This window comes from Salinispora fenicalii, from assembly GCF_000514815.1.
GTDB classification, from domain to species: Bacteria; Actinomycetota; Actinomycetes; order Mycobacteriales; family Micromonosporaceae; genus Micromonospora; species Micromonospora fenicalii.
Map to the genome: position 1 here is coordinate 470061 of NZ_KI911471.1, position 18034 is coordinate 488094.

The 18034-nt window shown below is 74.5% G+C and carries 15 protein-coding genes; 13 read left to right on the top strand and 2 right to left on the bottom strand.

From position 1 onward, the window contains the following. Nucleotides 1-34 precede the first annotated feature (34 nt). From cobN to cobA, 12 genes are read left to right on the top strand one after another with little or no spacing between them, the layout of a single operon-like run. The gene (gene cobN / locus B116_RS0120115) at nt 35-3703 is read left to right on the top strand and encodes a cobaltochelatase subunit CobN (RefSeq protein ID WP_027661124.1); all 3669 of its coding nucleotides are present in this window, start codon (nt 35-37) and stop codon (nt 3701-3703) included. After that, on the top strand, nt 3700-5940 hold the full coding sequence (locus tag B116_RS0120120; RefSeq protein WP_027661125.1) for a magnesium chelatase subunit D family protein: 2241 nt from the start codon (nt 3700-3702) through the stop codon (nt 5938-5940). The genes cobN and B116_RS0120120 overlap by 4 nt, the downstream gene beginning before the upstream one ends. Next, on the top strand, nt 5940-6551 hold the full coding sequence (gene cobO / locus B116_RS0120125) for a cob(I)yrinic acid a,c-diamide adenosyltransferase (protein WP_027661126.1): 612 nt from the start codon (nt 5940-5942) through the stop codon (nt 6549-6551). Before B116_RS0120120 ends, cobO begins: the two co-directional genes overlap by 1 nt. Beyond that, nucleotides 6545-7903, top strand: a complete 1359-nt coding sequence (locus B116_RS0120130) for a cobyrinate a,c-diamide synthase (RefSeq protein ID WP_027661127.1) — start codon at nt 6545-6547, stop codon at nt 7901-7903. The genes cobO and B116_RS0120130 overlap by 7 nt, the downstream gene beginning before the upstream one ends. Next, a complete protein-coding gene (cobI, locus tag B116_RS0120135; protein WP_027661128.1) occupies nt 7900-8643 on the top strand; it encodes a precorrin-2 C(20)-methyltransferase in 744 nt (247 codons plus the stop codon). Before B116_RS0120130 ends, cobI begins: the two co-directional genes overlap by 4 nt. After that, complete coding sequence (gene cobM, locus B116_RS0120140) at nt 8640-9536, top strand: precorrin-4 C(11)-methyltransferase (protein WP_027661129.1); 897 nt, start codon at nt 8640-8642, stop codon at nt 9534-9536. The genes cobI and cobM overlap by 4 nt, the downstream gene beginning before the upstream one ends. Beyond that, nucleotides 9536-10678 carry a cobalt-precorrin-5B (C(1))-methyltransferase gene (locus B116_RS0120145; protein ID WP_027661130.1) on the top strand — a complete coding sequence of 381 codons (1143 nt, stop codon included), beginning with the start codon at nt 9536-9538 and terminating at the stop codon, nt 10676-10678. Before cobM ends, B116_RS0120145 begins: the two co-directional genes overlap by 1 nt. Beyond that, nucleotides 10675-11967, top strand: a complete 1293-nt coding sequence (locus B116_RS0120150) for a bifunctional cobalt-precorrin-7 (C(5))-methyltransferase/cobalt-precorrin-6B (C(15))-methyltransferase (RefSeq protein ID WP_033667747.1) — start codon at nt 10675-10677, stop codon at nt 11965-11967. The genes B116_RS0120145 and B116_RS0120150 overlap by 4 nt, the downstream gene beginning before the upstream one ends. Further along, nucleotides 11964-13697 carry a precorrin-3B C(17)-methyltransferase gene (gene cobJ / locus B116_RS0120155; protein WP_027661132.1) on the top strand — a complete coding sequence of 578 codons (1734 nt, stop codon included), beginning with the start codon at nt 11964-11966 and terminating at the stop codon, nt 13695-13697. The genes B116_RS0120150 and cobJ overlap by 4 nt, the downstream gene beginning before the upstream one ends. After that, nucleotides 13685-13942, top strand: a complete 258-nt coding sequence (locus tag B116_RS0120160) for a 4Fe-4S binding protein (protein ID WP_018720135.1) — start codon at nt 13685-13687, stop codon at nt 13940-13942. The genes cobJ and B116_RS0120160 overlap by 13 nt, the downstream gene beginning before the upstream one ends. Next, complete coding sequence (locus B116_RS0120165; protein ID WP_027661133.1) at nt 13939-14529, top strand: precorrin-8X methylmutase; 591 nt, start codon at nt 13939-13941, stop codon at nt 14527-14529. Before B116_RS0120160 ends, B116_RS0120165 begins: the two co-directional genes overlap by 4 nt. Then, on the top strand, nt 14526-16205 hold the full coding sequence (gene cobA, locus B116_RS0120170) for a uroporphyrinogen-III C-methyltransferase (RefSeq protein ID WP_027661134.1): 1680 nt from the start codon (nt 14526-14528) through the stop codon (nt 16203-16205). The genes B116_RS0120165 and cobA overlap by 4 nt, the downstream gene beginning before the upstream one ends. 61 nt (nt 16206-16266) lie before the next feature. Here cobA and crcB read toward each other — a convergent pair whose 3' ends face one another. Both crcB and B116_RS0120180 read right to left on the bottom strand, forming a co-directional pair. Next, nucleotides 16267-16632, bottom strand: coding sequence for a fluoride efflux transporter CrcB (gene crcB, locus B116_RS0120175; protein ID WP_027661135.1), 366 nt, complete (start codon nt 16630-16632; stop codon nt 16267-16269). Next, nucleotides 16629-17144 (bottom strand): fluoride efflux transporter FluC, encoded by a 516-nt coding sequence (locus B116_RS0120180; protein ID WP_027661136.1) that lies wholly within the window; start codon nt 17142-17144, stop codon nt 16629-16631. The genes crcB and B116_RS0120180 overlap by 4 nt, the downstream gene beginning before the upstream one ends. 305 nt (nt 17145-17449) lie before the next feature. Here B116_RS0120180 and paaI point away from each other — a divergent pair, with 305 nt between their 5' ends. After that, nucleotides 17450-17824 (top strand): hydroxyphenylacetyl-CoA thioesterase PaaI, encoded by a 375-nt coding sequence (paaI, locus tag B116_RS27930; RefSeq protein ID WP_223874634.1) that lies wholly within the window; start codon nt 17450-17452, stop codon nt 17822-17824. Nucleotides 17825-18034 lie beyond the last annotated feature (210 nt).

The window sequence follows — 18034 nt, forward strand, 5'->3', positions numbered from 1 at the left end:
ACCCTGGCGCGGGCGTCACTTTCCGGAGTTTGCCGTGCGCATTCTGCTGCTCTCCACCGCCGACACCGACCTGCTCGCCGCGCGGGCCAGCGGGGCCGACTATCGCCTGGCCAACCCAACCCGGGTGGCCGTTGACGGCGTCCCGGAACTGCTCGACGACGTGGACCTGGCCGTCGTACGCCTGCTCGGCGGCCGGGCCGCATGGCCGGACGGGCTGGCCGCGGTCCTCGCCTCGGACGTGCCGACGGTGGTGTTGGGCGGGGAGAGCGTCCCCGACGCCGAGCTGACCGCCGCCTCCACCGTGCCCTCCGGGGTGACCACCCAAGCCCTGTCCTACCTGGTCGAAGGGGGTCCGGAGAACCTGGCGCAGCTGGCCCGGTTCCTCTCCGACACGGTGCTGCTCACCGGCGAGGGGTTCGCGCCCCCCGCACCGACCCCGGTGTACGGGATGCACGGTGAACGGGCGACCGACCCGGCCCGACCCACCGTCGGAATCGTCTTCTACCGGGCGCACGCGTTGGCCGGTAACACCGCCTTCGTGGACACACTCGCCGATGCCGTGGAGGCCGCGGGAGGAAACGCGGCGCCGATCTTCTGCGGCTCGCTGCGCGGGCTGACCGCCGGCGCGGGCCCGCTGGAGCTCTTCGCCCGCTGCGACGCGCTGCTGGTCACCGTGCTCGCCGCCGGAGGCACCGTGGCCGCCGACGCGGCCGGTGGTGGCGACGAGGACGCCTGGGACGTGGGCGCGCTCGCCACCCTCGACCTGCCGGTCATCCAGGCGCTCTGTCTCACCAGCACGCGGGAGCAGTGGGCCGACAGTGACGCCGGGTTGTCCCCGTTGGACGCGGCGATGCAGGTGGCGATCCCCGAGTTCGACGGGCGGATCGTCACCGTGCCGTTCTCGTTCAAACAGATCGACGCCGACGGGCTGTCGGTCTACGCGCCGGACCCGGAGCGCGCCGCCCGGGTGGCCGGGATCGCCGTTCGGCACGCCCGGCTGTGGCACCGGCCGAACGCCGGCAAGCGGGTGGCGGTGGTGCTCAGCTCGTACCCGACGAAGCACTCCCGGGTCGGCAACGCCGTCGGCCTGGACACCCCGGCGAGCGCGGTGCGGCTGCTCGCCGCGCTCGCCGCCGCCGGCTACGACCTCGGCGCGGCACCCGTCCCGGACGACGGGGACGCCCTCATCCACGCCCTCATCGCCGCCGGCGGCCACGACGTCGAGTGGCTCACCCCCGAGCAGCTCGCCACCGCCAGCGCACGGGTACCGCAGGAGACGTACCGGCGGTGGTTCGACGAGGTACCGGCGCCGCTGCGCGCCGGCATGGTCAGCCACTGGGGGGAGCCGCCAGGGGAGCTGTATACCGACGGCGGCGACCTCGTCCTGGCCGGCCTTCGGTTCGGCAACGTGGTCCTGCTGATCCAGCCGCCCCGCGGCTTCGGGGAGAACCCGATCGCCATCTACCACGACCCGGACCTGCCGCCGAGCCACCACTACCTGGCCGCGTACCGGTGGCTGGCCGCCCCCGTCGCGGCGGGGGGCTTCGGCGCCGACGCCGTGGTACACCTGGGCAAGCACGGCACCCTGGAGTGGCTGCCGGGCAAGGGTCTCGGGCTGGCCGCCGACTGCGCCCCGGACGCGGTCCTCGGCGACCTGCCGTTGGTGTACCCGTTCATCGTCAACGACCCCGGGGAGGGGACGCAGGCCAAGCGCCGCGCGCACGCGGTCGTCGTCGACCACCTGGTGCCGCCGATGGCCCGCGCCGAGACGTACGGGGACCTGGCGAAGCTGGAGCAGCTGCTCGACGAGTACGCGACCGTGCAGGCGCTCGACCCGGCGAAGGTGCCCGTCGTACGGGGACAGATCTGGGAGCTGGTGCGCACCGCGGAGCTGCACCACGACCTGCACCAGTCGGAGATGCCGGCCGCCGACGACTTCGACGACTTTGTGATGCACCTCGACGGCTACCTCTGCGAGGTCAAGGACGTGCAGATCCGCGACGGCCTGCACGTGCTGGCCGATGCCCCCATCGGCGAGGCGCGGGTCAACCTGGTGCTCGCCGTGCTGCGTGCCCCCCAGGTGTGGGGCGGGACCCGGGCCCTGCCCGGCCTGCGGCAGGCCCTCGCCGCCAGCTACGGCCTGGACGAGTCCGCGCTGCTCGCCGCGCCCGGAGACCGGGTGCGGGTCCCGGTCGCGTTGATCGAGGTGGCCGATGGTCCGGCCGGCACCGCCGCCGACGCCGTCGACCTGATCGAGGGCCTGGCCCGGCGCCTCGCCCTCGGAATGGAGACGCTGGGCTGGCCGGCGGACCGGGCCGAGGACGTCGTCGTCGAGGTCACCGGCCGGGCGATTCCGGACGCCGCCGCGGTGCTGCGCTTCGCCGCCACCGAACTGGTGCCGCGGCTGGAGCGCACCACCGATGAGCTGGCACACACCCTCGCCGCCCTCAACGGGCGGTTTGTGCCCCCCGGGCCGTCCGGCTCACCCACCCGGGGCCTGGTCAATGTGCTGCCCACCGGCCGCAACTTCTACTCGGTCGACCCGAAAGCGATCCCGAGCCGCAACGCCTGGGACGTCGGCGTGGCCCTGGCTGATTCGCTGCTGAGCCGGCACCTCGCCGACACCGGGGCGTACCCGCGCTCGGTCGGGCTCACCGTGTGGGGCACCAGCGCCATGCGGACGCAGGGCGACGACATCGCCGAGGTGCTCGCGTTGCTCGGCTGCCGACCCACCTGGGACGACCGGTCCCGGCGGGTGACCGGAGTCGAGGTGGTGCCCCTGGCCGAGTTGGGTCGCCCCCGCATCGATGTGACCGTCCGCATCTCCGGCTTCTTCCGGGACGCCTTTCCGCACGTGGTGGCGCTGGTGGATGACGCGGTACGGCAGGTGGCCGCGCTGGACGAGTCGGCCGCGGACAACTACCTCCGGGCGCACGTGGCCTCAGACCTCGCCGAGCACGGCGATGAGCGCCGGGCCACCGCGCGGATCTTCGGGTCGAAGCCGGGCGCCTACGGGGCCGGGCTGCTTCCGCTGATCGACGCCCGGAACTGGCGCAGTGACGCCGACCTGGCCGAGGTGTACGCGGTGTGGGGTGGCTACGCGTACGGGCGGGGGCTGGACGGCCGGGAGGCCCGCACCGACATGGAACGCGCCTTCGCGCGGATCGCCGTGGCGGTGAAGAACCAGGACACCCGGGAGCACGACATCGTCGACTCCGACGACTACTTCCAGTACCACGGCGGGATGGTGGCGATGGTCCGACACCTCACCGGCGCCGCACCGGCCGCGTACGTCGGCGACTCGGCGATGCCGCACGATGTGCGGACCCGCACCCTCAGCGAGGAGACCCGCCGGGTGTTCCGAGCCCGGGTGGTCAACCCGAAGTGGGTCACGGCGATGCGCCGGCACGGCTACAAGGGCGCGTTCGAGTTGGCGGCCACCGTCGACTACCTGTTCGGCTACGACGCCACCGCGGGTGTGGTCGACGACTGGATGTACGAGCGGCTCGCCGAGGCGTACCTGTTTGACGAAGAGACCCGGGAGTTTCTGGAGCGGTCCAATCCGTGGGCGCTGCGCGGCATGACCGAACGACTGCTTGAGGCCGCCGACCGGGGGCTGTGGGCAAAGCCGGAGCCGAGCACCCTGGACCGGCTCCGGGAGGCGTATCTGGCCAGCGAGGGTGATCTGGAGGATCGCGGATGAGCACGACGAGTGAGCCGGGCCTGCGGGTGCCACGGCCGTTGCGACCGGAGGCGCCCGGGGTGAACTACCCGTTCTCGGCCGTACTCGGCATGGCCGACATGCGCCTGGCGCTGCTGCTGAACGCGGTCAACCCGGCGATCGGCGGGGTGCTGGTGCGGGGCGAGAAGGGCACCGCCAAGTCGACCGCGGTGCGTGCCCTCGCCGCCCTGCTGCCGCCGGTGGTTCGGGTCGCCGACTGCCGGTTCGTCTGCGATCCGCAGACGCCTGATCCCGGCTGTCCGGACGGGCCCCACCCGGAGGTGCCGGCGACCGAACGTCGCCCGGCCGCGCTGGTCGAACTGCCGGTCGGCGCCGCCGAGGACCGGGTGGTCGGCGCGCTCGACCTGGAGCGGGTGCTCGCCGACGGGGTCCGCGCCTACGAGCCCGGCCTGCTCGCCGCCGCCCATCGGGGGGTGCTCTATGTCGACGAGGTGAACCTGCTGCACGACCACGTGGTTGACCTGCTGTTGGACGCCGCCGCGATGGGGCGCTGCCACGTCGAGCGGGAGGGCGTGTCGGTCCGCCACGCGGCCCGGTTTCTGCTGGTCGGCACGATGAACCCGGAGGAGGGGGAGCTGCGCCCACAGTTCCTCGACCGGTTCGGGCTGACCGTGGAGGTGACGGCCAGCCGCGACCCGGCCGTACGGGTGGAGGTGGTGCGTCGCCGGCTCGACGCCGACGCGGACCCGGCCGGCTTCGCCGCCCGCTGGGCCGGGGAGGACGCGGCGGTCGCCGGGCAGGTGGCGGACGCCCGTGCCCGGCTGGACCGGGTGGTGCTGACCGACGCGGCCCTGCGGCAGATCGCCGAGGTCTGCGCGGCCTTCGACGTGGACGGGATGCGGGCCGACATCGTCACCGCCCGGACGGCCGTTGCGCACGCCGCCTGGCAGCGCCGGGATCGGGTGACCGCGGAAGACGTTCGGGTGGCCGCCCGGCTCGCCCTGCCGCACCGTCGCCGCCGAGACCCGTTCGACCCGCCGGGACTGGACGAACAGCGCCTCGACGAGGCGTTGAACCGGGCGCAGGAGGAGCATCCCGACGACCCGGACGACGGCACCGGTCCCGGCCGTGGTCCAGGGGATGACGCCGGTCCCGACGGTGGTCCGGGGGGTGGCACCACACCCGACGGCGGTCCGGGCGGGAGTACTGGTCCCAGCGGTGCGGGCGGTCCGGCGGTCGACACCGGGCCCGAGTCGGACATCGGTTCCGCGGCAGACACCCACCCCGACGGCAGCGCCGGCTTCGCGGCTGACCCGTCCGGTCCGGATCGGACCGCGCTCCCCGAAGACGGCGCACCCCGGTCCGAGTGCCAAAGCCGGGACCCGCACCCGAGGCCGGACCCGCATCCGAGCCGGGACCCGCACCGGGTGGCCGCGCCGCAGCTCGGGCTACGGGCGCGGTTGCTCACCGTACCGGGCATCGGCGAGGGAGTGCCGGGCCGGCGGTCGCGGGCGCGGACCGGGCGGGGCCGCACCACCGGCGCTCGGGTACCGGCCGGGCGCTGCGGCGCGCTGCACCTGCCGGCGACGGTCCGGGCCGCCGCCGCAGAACAGGTCACCCGGGGGCGGACCAGTGGGCCGTTGCGGTTACGCCCGGTCGACGTACGGGAGGCCGTTCGGGAAGGGCGTGCGGGCAACCTGGTGCTCTTCGTGGTGGATGCCAGTGGGTCGATGGGTGCCCGGCAGCGGATGAGCGCCGTCAAGGGCGCGGTGCTTGCCCTGCTCACCGATGCCTACCAGCGCCGCGACAAGGTGGCGGTGGTCGCCTTCCGCGGTGCTGGCGCGCAGGTCCTGTTGCCCGCCACCGCCTCGGTGCTCGCCGCCTCCACCCGGCTGGCCGAGCTGCCCACCGGTGGGCGTACCCCGCTCGCGGAGGGCCTGCTCGCCGCCGCTGAGCTGCTGCGGGTGGAGCGCCTGCGGGACCCTCGCCGGCAACCGTTGACCCTGGTCCTGACCGACGGTCGGGCCACCGCCGGCGCGGACCCGTTGGCCCGCGCGGCGCGGGCGGCGGCGGTGCTACGCGCGACCGGTGCCCCCTGTGTCGTCGTGGACTGCGAGTCCGGCCCCGTCCGCCTTGACCTCGCCCGCCGCCTGGCCACCCAGCTGGCCGCCGCCCACCACCCCCTGCCCACCGTGACGACCGCCCCGTTGGCGGCGTTGGCGACCGCCGGCTACGCCGCGGAGCGGAGCGTGCGCTGATGCCGCAGGGTAAGCCGACGCACGTGCCGGCCGACGGGCTCACGACCCGGCAGCGGCGGAACCGCCCACTGCTGATCGTCCACACCGGATCCATGAAGGGGAAGTCCACCGCCGCCTTCGGCCTCGCGCTGCGGGCCTGGACCGCGGGACTGCCGATCGGGGTGTTCCAGTTCGTCAAGAGCGCCAAGTGGCGGGTGGGCGAGGAGAGCGCCTTCCGCGCCCTCGGTGAGGTGCACGAGCAGACCGGTCAGGGCGCCCCGGTGAGCTGGCACAAGATGGGTGAGGGCTGGTCCTGGATCCAGCGCGACGGCGCGGCCGATCACGCCGCCGACGCCCGCGAGGGGTGGCGGCAGATCCAGCGCGACCTGACCGCCCAGCGGTACGGCCTCTACGTGCTCGACGAGTTCACCTACCCGATGAAGTGGGGCTGGGTGGACGTCGCGGAGGTGGTCGACACCCTCACCGCCCGACCCGGTTTTCAACACGTCGTCATCACCGGCCGGGACGCCGACCCCCGCCTGGTGGCCGCCGCCGACCTGGTTGCCGAGCTGACCAAGGTGAAGCATCCGATGGACGCCGGCCAGAAGGGCCAGAAGGGCATCGAATGGTGAGCGTCGCCTGGTCACTGCCGCGGGTCGTGGTCGCCGCGCCGGCCAGCGGGCACGGCAAGACCACGATCGCCACCGGGCTGCTCGCCGCGCTGCGCCGTCGGGGCCACCCGGTCAGTCCACACAAGGTCGGACCGGACTACATCGACCCCGGTTACCACGCCCTCGCCGCCGGCCGGCCTGGCCGCAACCTCGACCCGTGGTTGGTGGGGGAGGAGCGGGTCGCCGGTCTGCTGCGGCACGGCGCGGCCGTGCCCCGCCCCGCCGACATCGCGGTGATTGAGGGGGTGATGGGGCTGCATGACGGTGCGGTCGGCCACCGCGGGTACGCCTCCACCGCCCACGTCGCCCGGCTCGTCGCCGCGCCCGTGCTGCTCGTGCTCGACACCACCGCCCAGGGGCGCAGCGCCGCCGCCCTGGCCCTCGGAATGGGCGCCTTCGACCCGGCGGTGCGAATCGGCGGGGTGATTCTCAACCGGGTCGGCTCGTCCCGGCACGAGCGGTTGCTGCGCGAGGCCCTGGCCGAGGTCGGTGTACCGGTGCTGGGCGCGGTCACCCGGGCCGCCGAGGTCGCCGCCCCCGCTCGTCACCTCGGCCTGGTGCCGGTCGCGGAGCGGGCCGCCGAGTCGATCGCCGTGGTCGACGCGTTGGCCGACCTGGTGGCAGCGACGGTGGACCTCGACGCGGTGCTGGAGCTGGCCCGCAGCGCGCCACCGCTGACCGTGCCGCCCTGGGACCCGGCCGCCGTCGTCGGTGGCTCGGCCGGGTCCGACCGTCCGGTGGTCGCCGTCGCCGGCGGCCCGGCCTTCACCTTTGGTTACGCCGAGACGACCGAGCTGCTCACCGCCGCCGGTGGGACCGTCGTCCCCTTCGACCCGCTCCACGATCCGGCGCTGCCGCCCGGAACCCGGGCGGTGGTTATCGGCGGAGGCTTCCCCGAGGTGCACGTGGAGGCGCTCGCCGCCAACACCGGGCTGCGCGCCGATCTGGCCGCCTTCGACGGGCCGGTGGTGGCCGAGTGCGCGGGCCTGCTCTACCTGGGACGCGAACTGGATGGGGTGCCAATGTGCGGCCGACTCGACCTGACCGCCCGAATGACCGGACGGCTCACCCTTGGCTACCGGTCGGCCGTCGCCGCCGCCGATTCGGTGGCGCACGCCGCGGGTGACCCGGTCCGCGGGCACGAGTTCCACCGCACCGGCACCGAACCCGGTCACGGTGAGCTGCCGGCGTGGCGCTGGGACGGCGCCGCGCACGGCTTCGTCGCCGGCCGGATCCACGCCTCGTACCTGCACACCCACTGGGCTGGCTATCCCCAAGCAGCCCAGCGGCTGGTAACGGCGGCGACCCGGTGACCGCGACGCTGACCGGGGTCGGGGTGGGCCCCGGCGACCCCGAGCTACTCACCGTGCGCGCGGTGCGGGTGCTGCGCGAGGCCGACGTGGTCTTCGTACCCGTGCTGGACCGGCCCGAGGGCGCCCACATCGCCGGCCGGGCCGAGACCACCATCGTCCCGTACGTCCCGCCGGGGCGGCTGCGCCGACTGCCCTTCGCCCTGGACGACCGGGGTGGGGTGACCCAACGGCGGGAGAGCGCTTGGAACGCCGCCGCGCAGGTGGTCGCCACCGCCGTTGACGACGGGGCCCGGGCCCTGGCCTTCGCCACCATCGGCGACCCCAACGTCTACTCCACCTTCGGCTACCTGGCGCAGACCCTCCACGAGCTACGGCCGGCGGTCGCCGTGCACACCGTCCCCGGCATCACGGCGATGCAGGAGCTCGCCGCCCGAAGCGGAGTTCCACTCTGCGAGGGGCGAGAGCCGCTGACCCTGCTGCCGGCCACCGCCGGACTGGCGCTCTTCGCCGACGCGGTCGCCGGGCCGGGCACGGTCGTCGCCTACAAGGGGTGGCGGCGGCACGCGGAGCTGCTGGCCGAGCTACGCCGGCAGGGTCGACTCACCGACGCGGTGCTGGGCAGTGGGTTGGGCCTGGCCGGCGACCGCGTCGGTCCGGCCGCCGAGGCCGGCGACGACCCGCCGTACCTGTCGACACTGCTGGTCCCGGCCCGTCGGGACCGCCGAGGGGGGAAACTGTGAGCGGCACCGTCTGGTTCGTGGGTGCGGGTCCGGGGGCGCCAGATCTGCTGACCCTGCGCGCGGCCCGGGTGATCGCCGCCGCCGACGTGGTGGTCTGGGCGGCCAGCCTGGTCCACGCCGACGTGCTGGCCCACGCCCGACCGGACGCCGAGATCGTCGACTCGTCGCGATTGCCGATGGAGGGAGTGCTACCCCTGTACCGGCGGGCCGCCGCCGAGGGGTTGACCGTGGCCCGGATTCACTCGGGCGACCCGGCGCTCTGGGGCGCGGTGCAGGAACAGCTTGACCTGTGTCGGGCGCTCGGGCTGGCCGTGGAGATCGTGCCGGGGGTCTCCTCGTTTACCGCGGTCGCCGCCCGGATCGGTCGGGAGCTGACCGTTCCCGAGGTCGCGCAGTCGGTCATCCTCACCCGCCTGGAGGGCGGGAAGACGCCGATGCCGCCGGGTGAGCGGGTGCGCGAGTTCGCCCGGCATGGCACCACGATGGCGTTGTTCCTCTCCGCCGCGCGCTCCGGCCAGGTGCAGGCCGAGCTCCTCGCCGGGGGGTACTCGGCCGACACCCCGGCGGTCGTGGCCTATCAGGCGACCTGGCCGGACGAGCTGGTGGCGCACTGCACCGTCGGCACCCTCGCGGCGACGGTCAAGGAAAACCGGCTCTGGAAGCACACCCTCATCCTGGTTGGGCCGGCGTTGGCGGCCGCCGGTACCCGTTCGCATCTCTACCATCCGGGGCACTTCCACGGTCACCGGCGGGCGGAGCCGGCCGCGCGGGCCGCCCTTCGTCGGGAGGGCACCGATCGGGCGGTGTCGAGGGCCGGCGAGTCCAACGCCAGCGGTCCGGGCCGCTCCCGCCCGGCGGGGCCGGGGTCGGAGCGGGCGGATCAGCCGACCTGATGGCCTACGATGTGCCGCCGCTGCGCGAGCCGGACCTGCCGCGTACCGCGAAGGTCCGGCCCGTGGCGCTGCGTACCGGCTGGACCACCGGCGCCTGCGCGACGGCCGCGACGAAGGCCGCGCTGACCGCCCTGGTCACCGGCGTGACACCGGAGCAGGTCGAGATTGGACTGCCGGCCGGGCGGCGGGTGCGCTTCCCGGTCGCCCGCTGCGACCGTACGGCGGTCGGCGCCGAGGCGGTGGTGGTTAAGGACGCCGGCGACGACCCGGACGTCACCCACGGCGCCGAGCTGACCGCCACGGTCGGCTGGCGGCGGGTCCCCGGACTGGCTCTGGAGGGTGGAACCGGGGTGGGCACGGTGACCAAGCCGGGGCTGGGACTGCCGGTCGGCGGACCGGCGATCAACGACACCCCGCGCCAGATGATCGGCGCGGCGGTCGCCGAGCTGGTCGACCTGGCCGTCTTCGGCGTCCGGGTGGTGATCAGCGTCCCCCGTGGCGAGATCATGGCCCGGAAGACCACGAACCGTCGGCTCGGCATCCTCGGCGGGATCTCGATTCTCGGCACGACCGGCGTGGTCAGACCCTTCTCCACCGCGTCCTGGCGGGCCAGCGTGGTGCAGGCCGTACAGGTGGCGGCTGCGCAGGGAGAGTCGACGGTGGTGCTCTGCACGGGCGGGCGGACCGAGCGGGCGGCCCGAAAGCTGCTGCCGGAGCTGCCGGAGGTGTGTTTTGTGGAGGTCGGGGACTTCACCGGTGCGGCGGTGACCGCCGCGGTCAGCCACGGCCTGTCCGGGGTGGCCTTCGTCGGCATGGCCGGCAAGCTGGCCAAGCTGGCCGCCGGGGTGCTGATGACTCACTACACCCGCTCCAAGGTGGACCTGTCGCTGCTCGGTGCGGTCACTGTCGAGGCGGGCGGCACCACCGACCTGGCCGCCGCCGTCACCGCCGCCAATACCGGTCGGCACGCGTACGAGTTGTGGGAGGCCGCTGGCCTGCTCCGCCCCGCCGGTGACCTGCTCTGCCGTCGGGTTCGCGCGGTGTTGCGACGCTTCGCCGAGGACGCCGTCGCCGTTGACGTGGCGATGGTGGACTTCACCGGGGCGCGCTGCGTGGCCGCTAGCGGGCGGTGGGCCCAATGACCGGTACGCCGGGTGCGGGCCGGTGGAATACCGGCGCCGACGGCCCCGACGATTCCGTCGTCGCAGGTGATTGCGCTGTCGGAGCGACGGCGGTGACGGTGGCCGGTGTGGACGCGGCCGGTAACCCGGCGCACCCCGCCCTCGCCGCCGAGCTGGTGCGGGCGGGGCTCGTGGTCGGAGCGGCCCGGCACTTGGCGGCTGCGCCGGTGCCGCCCGGCGTGGAGACGGTTGTGCTCGGTCCGCTGTCGCCGGCCCTGGAACGGCTCACCACCGCGGTTGCCGCCGGCATCCCGGCTGTCGTCCTCGCCAGCGGTGATCCCGGCTGCTTCGGAATCGTGCGGCGGCTGCGGGCGGCCGGGCTGCCGGTGCGGGTGCTACCGGCGGTGTCCAGCGTCGCCGCCGCGTTCGCCCGGGCCGGGCTCTCCTGGGACGGCGCGGCCGTGGTCAGCGCCCACGGCCGGGACGCCCGGGAGGCGCTCAATGCCTGCCGGGCGCTGCCCCGGGTCGCGGTGCTCACCGCGCCGGGCGCGGGGGCCGCGGAGCTCGGTGCCGGCCTGGCGGGCTGGTCACGTCGCCTGGTGGTGGCCGAGCACCTCGGCACCGACGCCGAACGGATCACCTGGACGACCCCGGCGGAGGCGGCGGCTGGTAGCTGGGCGGATCCGCATGTGCTGCTGAGTCTCGCCCCCGGACCGGGCGGAGCGGCCCGGGTGGACAACCAACCGGCCGCCGCCCCGGCCGCAGGGTGGGCGCTGCCCGAGGGGGCGTACCAGCACCGCGATTCGATGATCACCAAGGCGGAGGTACGGGCGCTGGTCGTGGCCGGGCTGCGGCCCCGGCTCGGCCGGTTGGTGTGGGACGTGGGCGCCGGCAGCGGCTCGGTGGGCATCGAATGCGCCCTGCTCGGCGCGGCGGTCGTCGCGGTTGAGCGGGATCCGGCCGCCGTGGACCTGGTGCACGGCAACGCCGCTCGGCACGGCGTAGACGTACGGGTGGTTCCCGGAGCTGCACCGGCCGCCCTGGACGGGCTCCCCGACGCCGACGCGGTCTTCGTCGGCGGGGGTGGCACCGGGGTGCTCGCGGCGGTGGCGGCCCGCCGACCGGCGCGGGTACTCGTCGCGCTCGCCGCATTGGACCGGGTCGCCCCGGCCCGGGATGTGCTGCGTGCCGTCGGCTACACGGTCGACGGTGTTCAGCTCTCCGCCGCCCGCCTCGCCGATTTGCCCGGCGGGTCGATCCGTCTCGCGGCCACCAATCCGGTGGTCGTCCTCACCGGGGAGCTCCTGTGAAGCACGTCGAATGCACCGAGGCGCGCTCGCGCCGGATCGGGCTGGTCGCGGTCACCGCGGCGGGGCGCCGGCATGCCCGTGTTCTCGCCGATGCCTGGCCGCAGGCCCGGCTTCTGGAGGCGGAGAGCGCCGCCGCCGGGCTCCGGGCCGCCTGGTCGGAGTGCGACCAGATCGTCGCGTTCCTGGCCACCGGTGCGGTGGTCCGCCTCCTCGCGCCGCTCCTCGACGACAAGCGCGGAGATCCGGCAGTGGTGACGGTGGACGAGGCGGCCCGGCACGCGGTGGCCCTGCTCGGTGGGCACGCCGGCGGTGCCAACGCCCTCGCTGTCGAGGTCGGGGTGCTACTCGACGCGGCGCCGGTGATCACTACCGCCACCGACGCGGTCGACCTGCCCGGCCTGGACACCCTGGGCTGGCCGGTCGAGGGCGCGGTCGCCGCGGTGAGCCGGGCGATCCTGGACGGCGAACGGGTCACGGTGGTCGCCGACGCGCCCTGGCCACTGCCGGCCTTGCCAACGAACGTCCACGTCGCCCCGGCCGGCACCGCCGATGCCCCCGCGGTCGGCTATCGGGTGCTGGTCACCGACCGGATCGTGCCCCTGGATGGGCGGACCGCCGTGCTCCGGCCCCCCTCGCTGGTCGCCGGGGTCGGGGCGAGTCGCGGCGTGCCAGCCGCGGAGGTGCGTGCCCTGCTGGATCGGGTGCTCGCCACCGCGGGCCTCAGCGCGGCGAGCCTGCGCTGTCTGGCCAGCGCCGACATTAAGGCCGATGAGGACGGTATCCGCGCCACCGCCGGCGCGCTGCGGATACCCCTGACGACCTGGCCTGCCGCGGAGTTGGCGGCGGTTGCGGTGCCCAACCCCAGCGAGGTGGTTCGCGCCGCGGTCGGTACCCCGAGTGTTGCGGAGGCTGCGGCGTTGCTCGGCGGGGACGCCGAACTGCTGGTGGCCAAGACCGCGACCGCGATGGCGACCGTCGCGGTCGCCCGGCACGCGCCGCGTGGCCGGCTTGCCCTGGTCGGCCTCGGTCCCGGCGCGGCCGACCTGCGCACCCCCCGGGCGGTGACCGAGCTACGGCGGGCCGCCGTCGTGGTCGGTCTGGACCAGTACCTGGACCAGATCCGCGACTTGTTGCGCCCGGGGACCCGGGTGCTCGCCAGCGGGCTCGGCGCCGAGGAGCAGCGCGCCCGTTCCGCCGTCGCCGAGGCCACCGCCGGCCAAGCCGTCGCCCTGGTCGGATCCGGCGACGCCGGGGTGTACGCGATGGCGAGCCCTGCCCTGGAGTACGCCGACGAGCGAGTCGACGTGGTCGGCGTGCCCGGGGTGACCGCCGCTCTCGCGGCGGCGGCCCTGCTCGGTGCGCCGCTGGGGCACGACCACGTCTACCTGAGCCTCTCCGACCTGCACACTCCCTGGGAGGTCATCACCCGTCGGGTGGCCGCCGCGGCGCAGGGGGACTTCGTGGCGCTGCTCTATAACCCGCGTAGCCGGAACCGGGACTGGCAGTTGCCAGCCGCGCTGCGGCTCTTCGCGGAGCACCGGCCACCGGAGACGCCCGTCGGCGTGGTCCGCAACGCCAGCCGGGACGGGCAGCGGGTGCACCTGGCCACCCTGGCCACCCTCGACCCGACGATCGTCGACATGTACAGCGTCGTGGTCGTGGGCAGTAGCCAGACGCGCCGGATCGCCGGTCGGATGGTCACCCCACGGGGCTACCGGTGGCGGGCATGACCGGCCCCGCACCGGTGGTCGTTGACGCCTGCCAGGGCTGCGGGGCCTGCCTGCTGACTTGCCCCACGCACGCCATCCGGCCGGTCGCCGGTGGCCTCGTCATTCGCGCCGACCGCTGCACCGGTTGCTGGGAGTGTCTGGAGATTTGCCCGGTCGGCGCCATCCGCGCCGCGGACCCGCGCCACCTGGAGGAGCCGATGGTCATCACCCCGGTCAACCCCGCACCAGCGCGGGAGGACGGATGAGCCGGTCGGTGCATCCGATCGAGGTGGAGTCGTACCGGATTCTGCGGGAGCGGGTTGACCTCTGGCACCTGCCGCCGCTGACCCGCGCGGTCACCGAGCGGGTGGTACACGCCAGCGCGGACCTGAGCTATGTGACGGATCTGGTCTGTGCCGAGACCGCACTGGCCGGTGGGTTGGCCGCGCTTCGGTCCGGCGCCCCGGTCGTGGCCGATGTGGCGATGGTCGCCGCGGGGATCACCGGCCGGGCGACGGTCTGCCCGGTGGCCGAGCCGGGCACCGCCCGGCTGGCCCGGCAGGCCGGGATCACCCGCTCCGCCGCCGCGGTGCGGATCGCCCTGGACCGGGTCGGGCCGAGCGCGGTGTGGGTGATCGGCTGCGCGCCCACGGCGCTGATCGAACTGCTCGCCCTGGATGCCCGGCCGGCCCTGGTGGTCGGCCTGCCGGTGGGCTTCGTCGGCGCCGCGGAGTCGAAGGCCGCGCTGCGAATCAGCGGCCTGCCGGGAATCTCGAACCGGGGCGAGAAGGGCGGGTCGGCGGTGGCCGCCGCCGCCCTCAACGCCCTGCTCTATGTGGAGGGGGAAGAGTGACCGCATTGGTCATCGTCGGACACGGCACCCGCAGCGCCGAGGGAGTGGCGCAGTTCGCCGCGCTGGTCGAGCGGGTGCGCACCCGTGCCGGCGGTACGGTCGGTGACGTCGAGGGCGGCTTCATCGAATTGTCTCGTCCGCCCCTGACCGACGCGGTCGGCGCGCTCGTCGGCCGGGGGCACCGGGCGTTGGTGGCGCTGCCGCTGGTGTTGACCGCGGCCGGGCACGGCAAGGGCGACATCCCGGCCGCGCTGGCCCGGGAAGTGCAGCGCCACCCCGGCCTGTCCTACGCCTACGGTCGACCGCTCGGTCCGCACCCGAGGCTGCAGACCGCCCTTGCGGAGCGGATCGACGTGGCGTTGGCCGGGGCGGATCGGGCCGGCACGTGGGTGGCGTTGATCGGGCGTGGTTCCACCGACCCGGACGCGAACGCCGAGGTCGCGAAGGTGGCTCGGTTGTTGTGGGAGGGACGGGGCTACGCGGGCGTGGAACCGGGCTTCATCTCGCTCGCCGAGCCCTCCGTTCCGGCGGTCCTGGACCGGCTGCGTCGGCTCGGGGCACGGCGGATCGTTGTCGCCCCGTACTTCCTGTTCGCTGGGGTGCTGCCGGATCGGATCCGGGCCCAGGCGCGGGAGTTCGCCGCCGCCCATCCCGAGCTGGACCTGCGGGTGGCGGACCTGATCGGGGACTGCGACGCCCTCGCCGACCTGGTGTTGGAGCGCCACGCCGAGGCGGTACGCGGCGACATTCGGATGAACTGCGACACGTGTGCGTACCGGGTGTCGATGCCGGGCTTCGTCGACAAGGTGGGTCGGCCACAGACCCCGCATGACCACCCGGACGACCCGGTCGGCGGGCACAGCCACCAGCACGAGCACCAGCACCAGCACGAGCAGCGGCACCAGCACCCCGAGCCCGCGTTGCGGCCGGGTGCGGTGGCGATCGTCGGCGGCGGGCCGGGCCCGGCGGACCTGATCACCGTGCGGGGCCGGGCGCTGCTGGAGGCCGCCGACGTGGTGGTGGTGGACCGGCTCGCCCCGCAGGGTCTGCTCGCCGGACTACGCCCGGGGGTGCGGGTGGTGGACGCGGCGAAGTCACCTCGGGGACCGTCCGTCGGGCAGGACGCCATCAACTCCGCACTGGTCCGGCACGCCCGTGCCGGGCGGCGGGTGGTTCGGCTCAAGGGTGGCGACCCGTACGTCTTTGGTCGTGGGCATGAGGAGGTGTTGGCCTGCGCGGCGGCCGGAGTGCCGGTGACCGTGGTGCCGGGGGTGACCAGCGCGGTGGCCGCGGCCGCCCTGGCCGGGGTACCGGTCACCCATCGCGGGACGGCGCACGAGTTCACCGTGGTCTCCGGGCACCTACCGCCGGGGCATCCGGATTCGCTGGTTGACTGGGCGGCGCTGGGCCGGGCCCGGGGCACCCTGGTGGTGCTGATGGGGGTCGAGACGATCGGCGCGGTCGCCGTGGAGCTGATCGCGCACGGGCGTTCCCCGGACACTCCCGTCCTCGCCGTGCAGGATGCCGGCCACCCGGAGCAGCGTTCGTTGCCCACGCGTCTGGACGAGGTCGCGGCGGCGGTGGCTCGGGCGGGCGTGGGTCCCCCGGCGGTCTTCGTGGTCGGCCCGGTCGCGGCGTTCGCCGCGGAGCCCGTCCTGGCAGCGGCGGGCCATTGAGCTGACTCCCGGCTGTCGTGCCGGTGACTCACGGGTGGTGGGGGAGGGCGGCGAGTCCGGCTTACGGCCAGGGCAGGGTGGTCGCTGCGAGGTGGCCGAGCGTCGCCGCGGCCACCGCGGCGGCGACGCCGAGTAGCGCGTTGGCCGCCGCTGGACGAAACCGGCCGGCGGTGGCCAGGCGCAGGGTCTCGTAGGAGGAGGTCGAGTATGTGGTGAGGGCGCCGCAGAGCCCGGTGCCGAGCAACACTCCGGCTGCCGGCGGGAGCGGGAGTCCCAGCAGGAACCCGAGCAGCAGCGAGCCGGTCACGTTGACGGTCAATGTTCCCCAGGGGAAGCGGGCACCGAAGCGGTGCTGTACCGCTCGGTCGACGAGGTAGCGCAGCGGTGCCCCGACGGCCGCGCCGAGCGCGACGAGCAGCGCGGTCATCTGTTCACCCGCCGCTGTCCTGGCCCGATACCGCGGACGGACGGCAGGAGCCGGCCGGTGGCCGCGTACCCGACCCAGACCGCGAGCAGCGCGCCGGTCAGGGTCGCCGTGAGGTAGACCAGGGCGGTCGTCGTCGCCCCGGTGGCGGCCAGGTGCCGTGCCTCCACGGCGTGGGTGGCGAAGGTGGTGTAGCCGCCGAGCACCCCGACCCCGAGAAACGGCCGGGCCAGCGCCGGTGGGTGGGCCCGCCGGGCGAGCACCGCCATCAGAACGCCGATCAGCAGGCATCCGCTCAGGTTGACCGCGAACGTCGGCCACGGGAAGCCCGCCGGGTCGTGCGGCAGTGCGGCCGACAGGCCGGTGCGGGCCAACGCGCCCAGCACACCGCCGGCGGAGACGGCGGCGAGCACCGCGGCCGGGTGGGCGGGCAGCTCGGCTCGGTCGGCGGGCACGGCCAGGTCGACATCGGGGTCGACGCGTCGCTGCTCCGGTCCGGACACCTGTTCCCCCATCCACACCGCCGTCGACCGAGCCCACCCTATCGGCGGGGCAGCACGGCTATGTGGCAGCGTGGTGTGGCCGGGTGGCGGTGGTGCCGGATCCGGGGCGGTGGCGTACCGTAGCAAGATCGTCGAAGTGTTCGTCCGGCGCAGTGAGGAGAGCGGCGATGTCGGATCGTCCGCCCCACCCCGACCGGCGGGAGTCGACCGGAGGGGATAGCGCGACGGAGTCGGACGGTTCCGGTCACCGTTCGAAGCCGGATGGTTCCGGTCACCGTTCGGAGCCGGACCCGCAGCGGCGCAACGCCGCGTACGAGATGTTCGCTGCCGATGTCGCCTCGCGTGCGCTCGGCATCGAGCTGGTCGAAGCGGCGGCGGGGGCGGCGGTGGCCCGGATGCGGGTGACCGGGGCGATGGTCAACGGACACCGGATCGCCCACGGCGGCTATCTGTTTCTGCTTGCCGACACCGCGTTCGCGTTGGCCTGTAACAGCTACGGCCCGGTGACGGTCGCGGCCGGCGGGGACATTGTCTTTGTCCGGTCGGCGCGCGAGGGGGATGTGCTGCTGGCCCAGGCCGCCGAACGCCTTCGGTACGGCCGCAGCGGGATCTACGACGTCACGGTCACCCGGGACGACGGCGTGGTGATTGCCGAGTTTCGTGGCCGGAGTCGCACCGTGAACGGGGTCTGAGTCGGCCGGGACGGCGGCGCGGGTGCGCCACTCGGTCCGGACTGCCCGGGTGAGCCGAGCGGCGGCGACGGAGGCGACCACCGGGTCCGGCACGGTGTAGCCGTCCGGCCCTGCGGCCAGCAGATCCTGATTCGCCAGATCGTGTAGCGCCGTGACCGCCCGGCCTGATGCCCAACCGAGTACGCGGTCCAGCAGTACCGGTGTGACGGG

Excerpts from the sequence above, each read along its gene's own strand:
- B116_RS0120120 (WP_027661125.1), top strand. The coding sequence starts at position 3,700 with ATGAGCACGACGAGTGAGCCGGGCCTGCGGGTGCCACGGCCGTTGCGA.
- cobO (WP_027661126.1), top strand. The coding sequence starts at position 5,940 with ATGCCGCAGGGTAAGCCGACGCACGTGCCGGCCGACGGGCTCACGACC.
- B116_RS0120130 (WP_027661127.1), top strand. The coding sequence starts at position 6,545 with ATGGTGAGCGTCGCCTGGTCACTGCCGCGGGTCGTGGTCGCCGCGCCG.
- B116_RS0120145 (WP_027661130.1), top strand. The coding sequence starts at position 9,536 with ATGGCCTACGATGTGCCGCCGCTGCGCGAGCCGGACCTGCCGCGTACC.
- B116_RS0120150 (WP_033667747.1), top strand. The coding sequence starts at position 10,675 with ATGACCGGTACGCCGGGTGCGGGCCGGTGGAATACCGGCGCCGACGGC.
- B116_RS0120165 (WP_027661133.1), top strand. The coding sequence starts at position 13,939 with ATGAGCCGGTCGGTGCATCCGATCGAGGTGGAGTCGTACCGGATTCTG.
- crcB (WP_027661135.1), bottom strand. The coding sequence starts at position 16,632 with ATGACCGCGCTGCTCGTCGCGCTCGGCGCGGCCGTCGGGGCACCGCTG.
- B116_RS0120180 (WP_027661136.1), bottom strand. The coding sequence starts at position 17,144 with ATGGGGGAACAGGTGTCCGGACCGGAGCAGCGACGCGTCGACCCCGAT.
- paaI (WP_223874634.1), top strand. The coding sequence starts at position 17,450 with ATGTTCGCTGCCGATGTCGCCTCGCGTGCGCTCGGCATCGAGCTGGTC.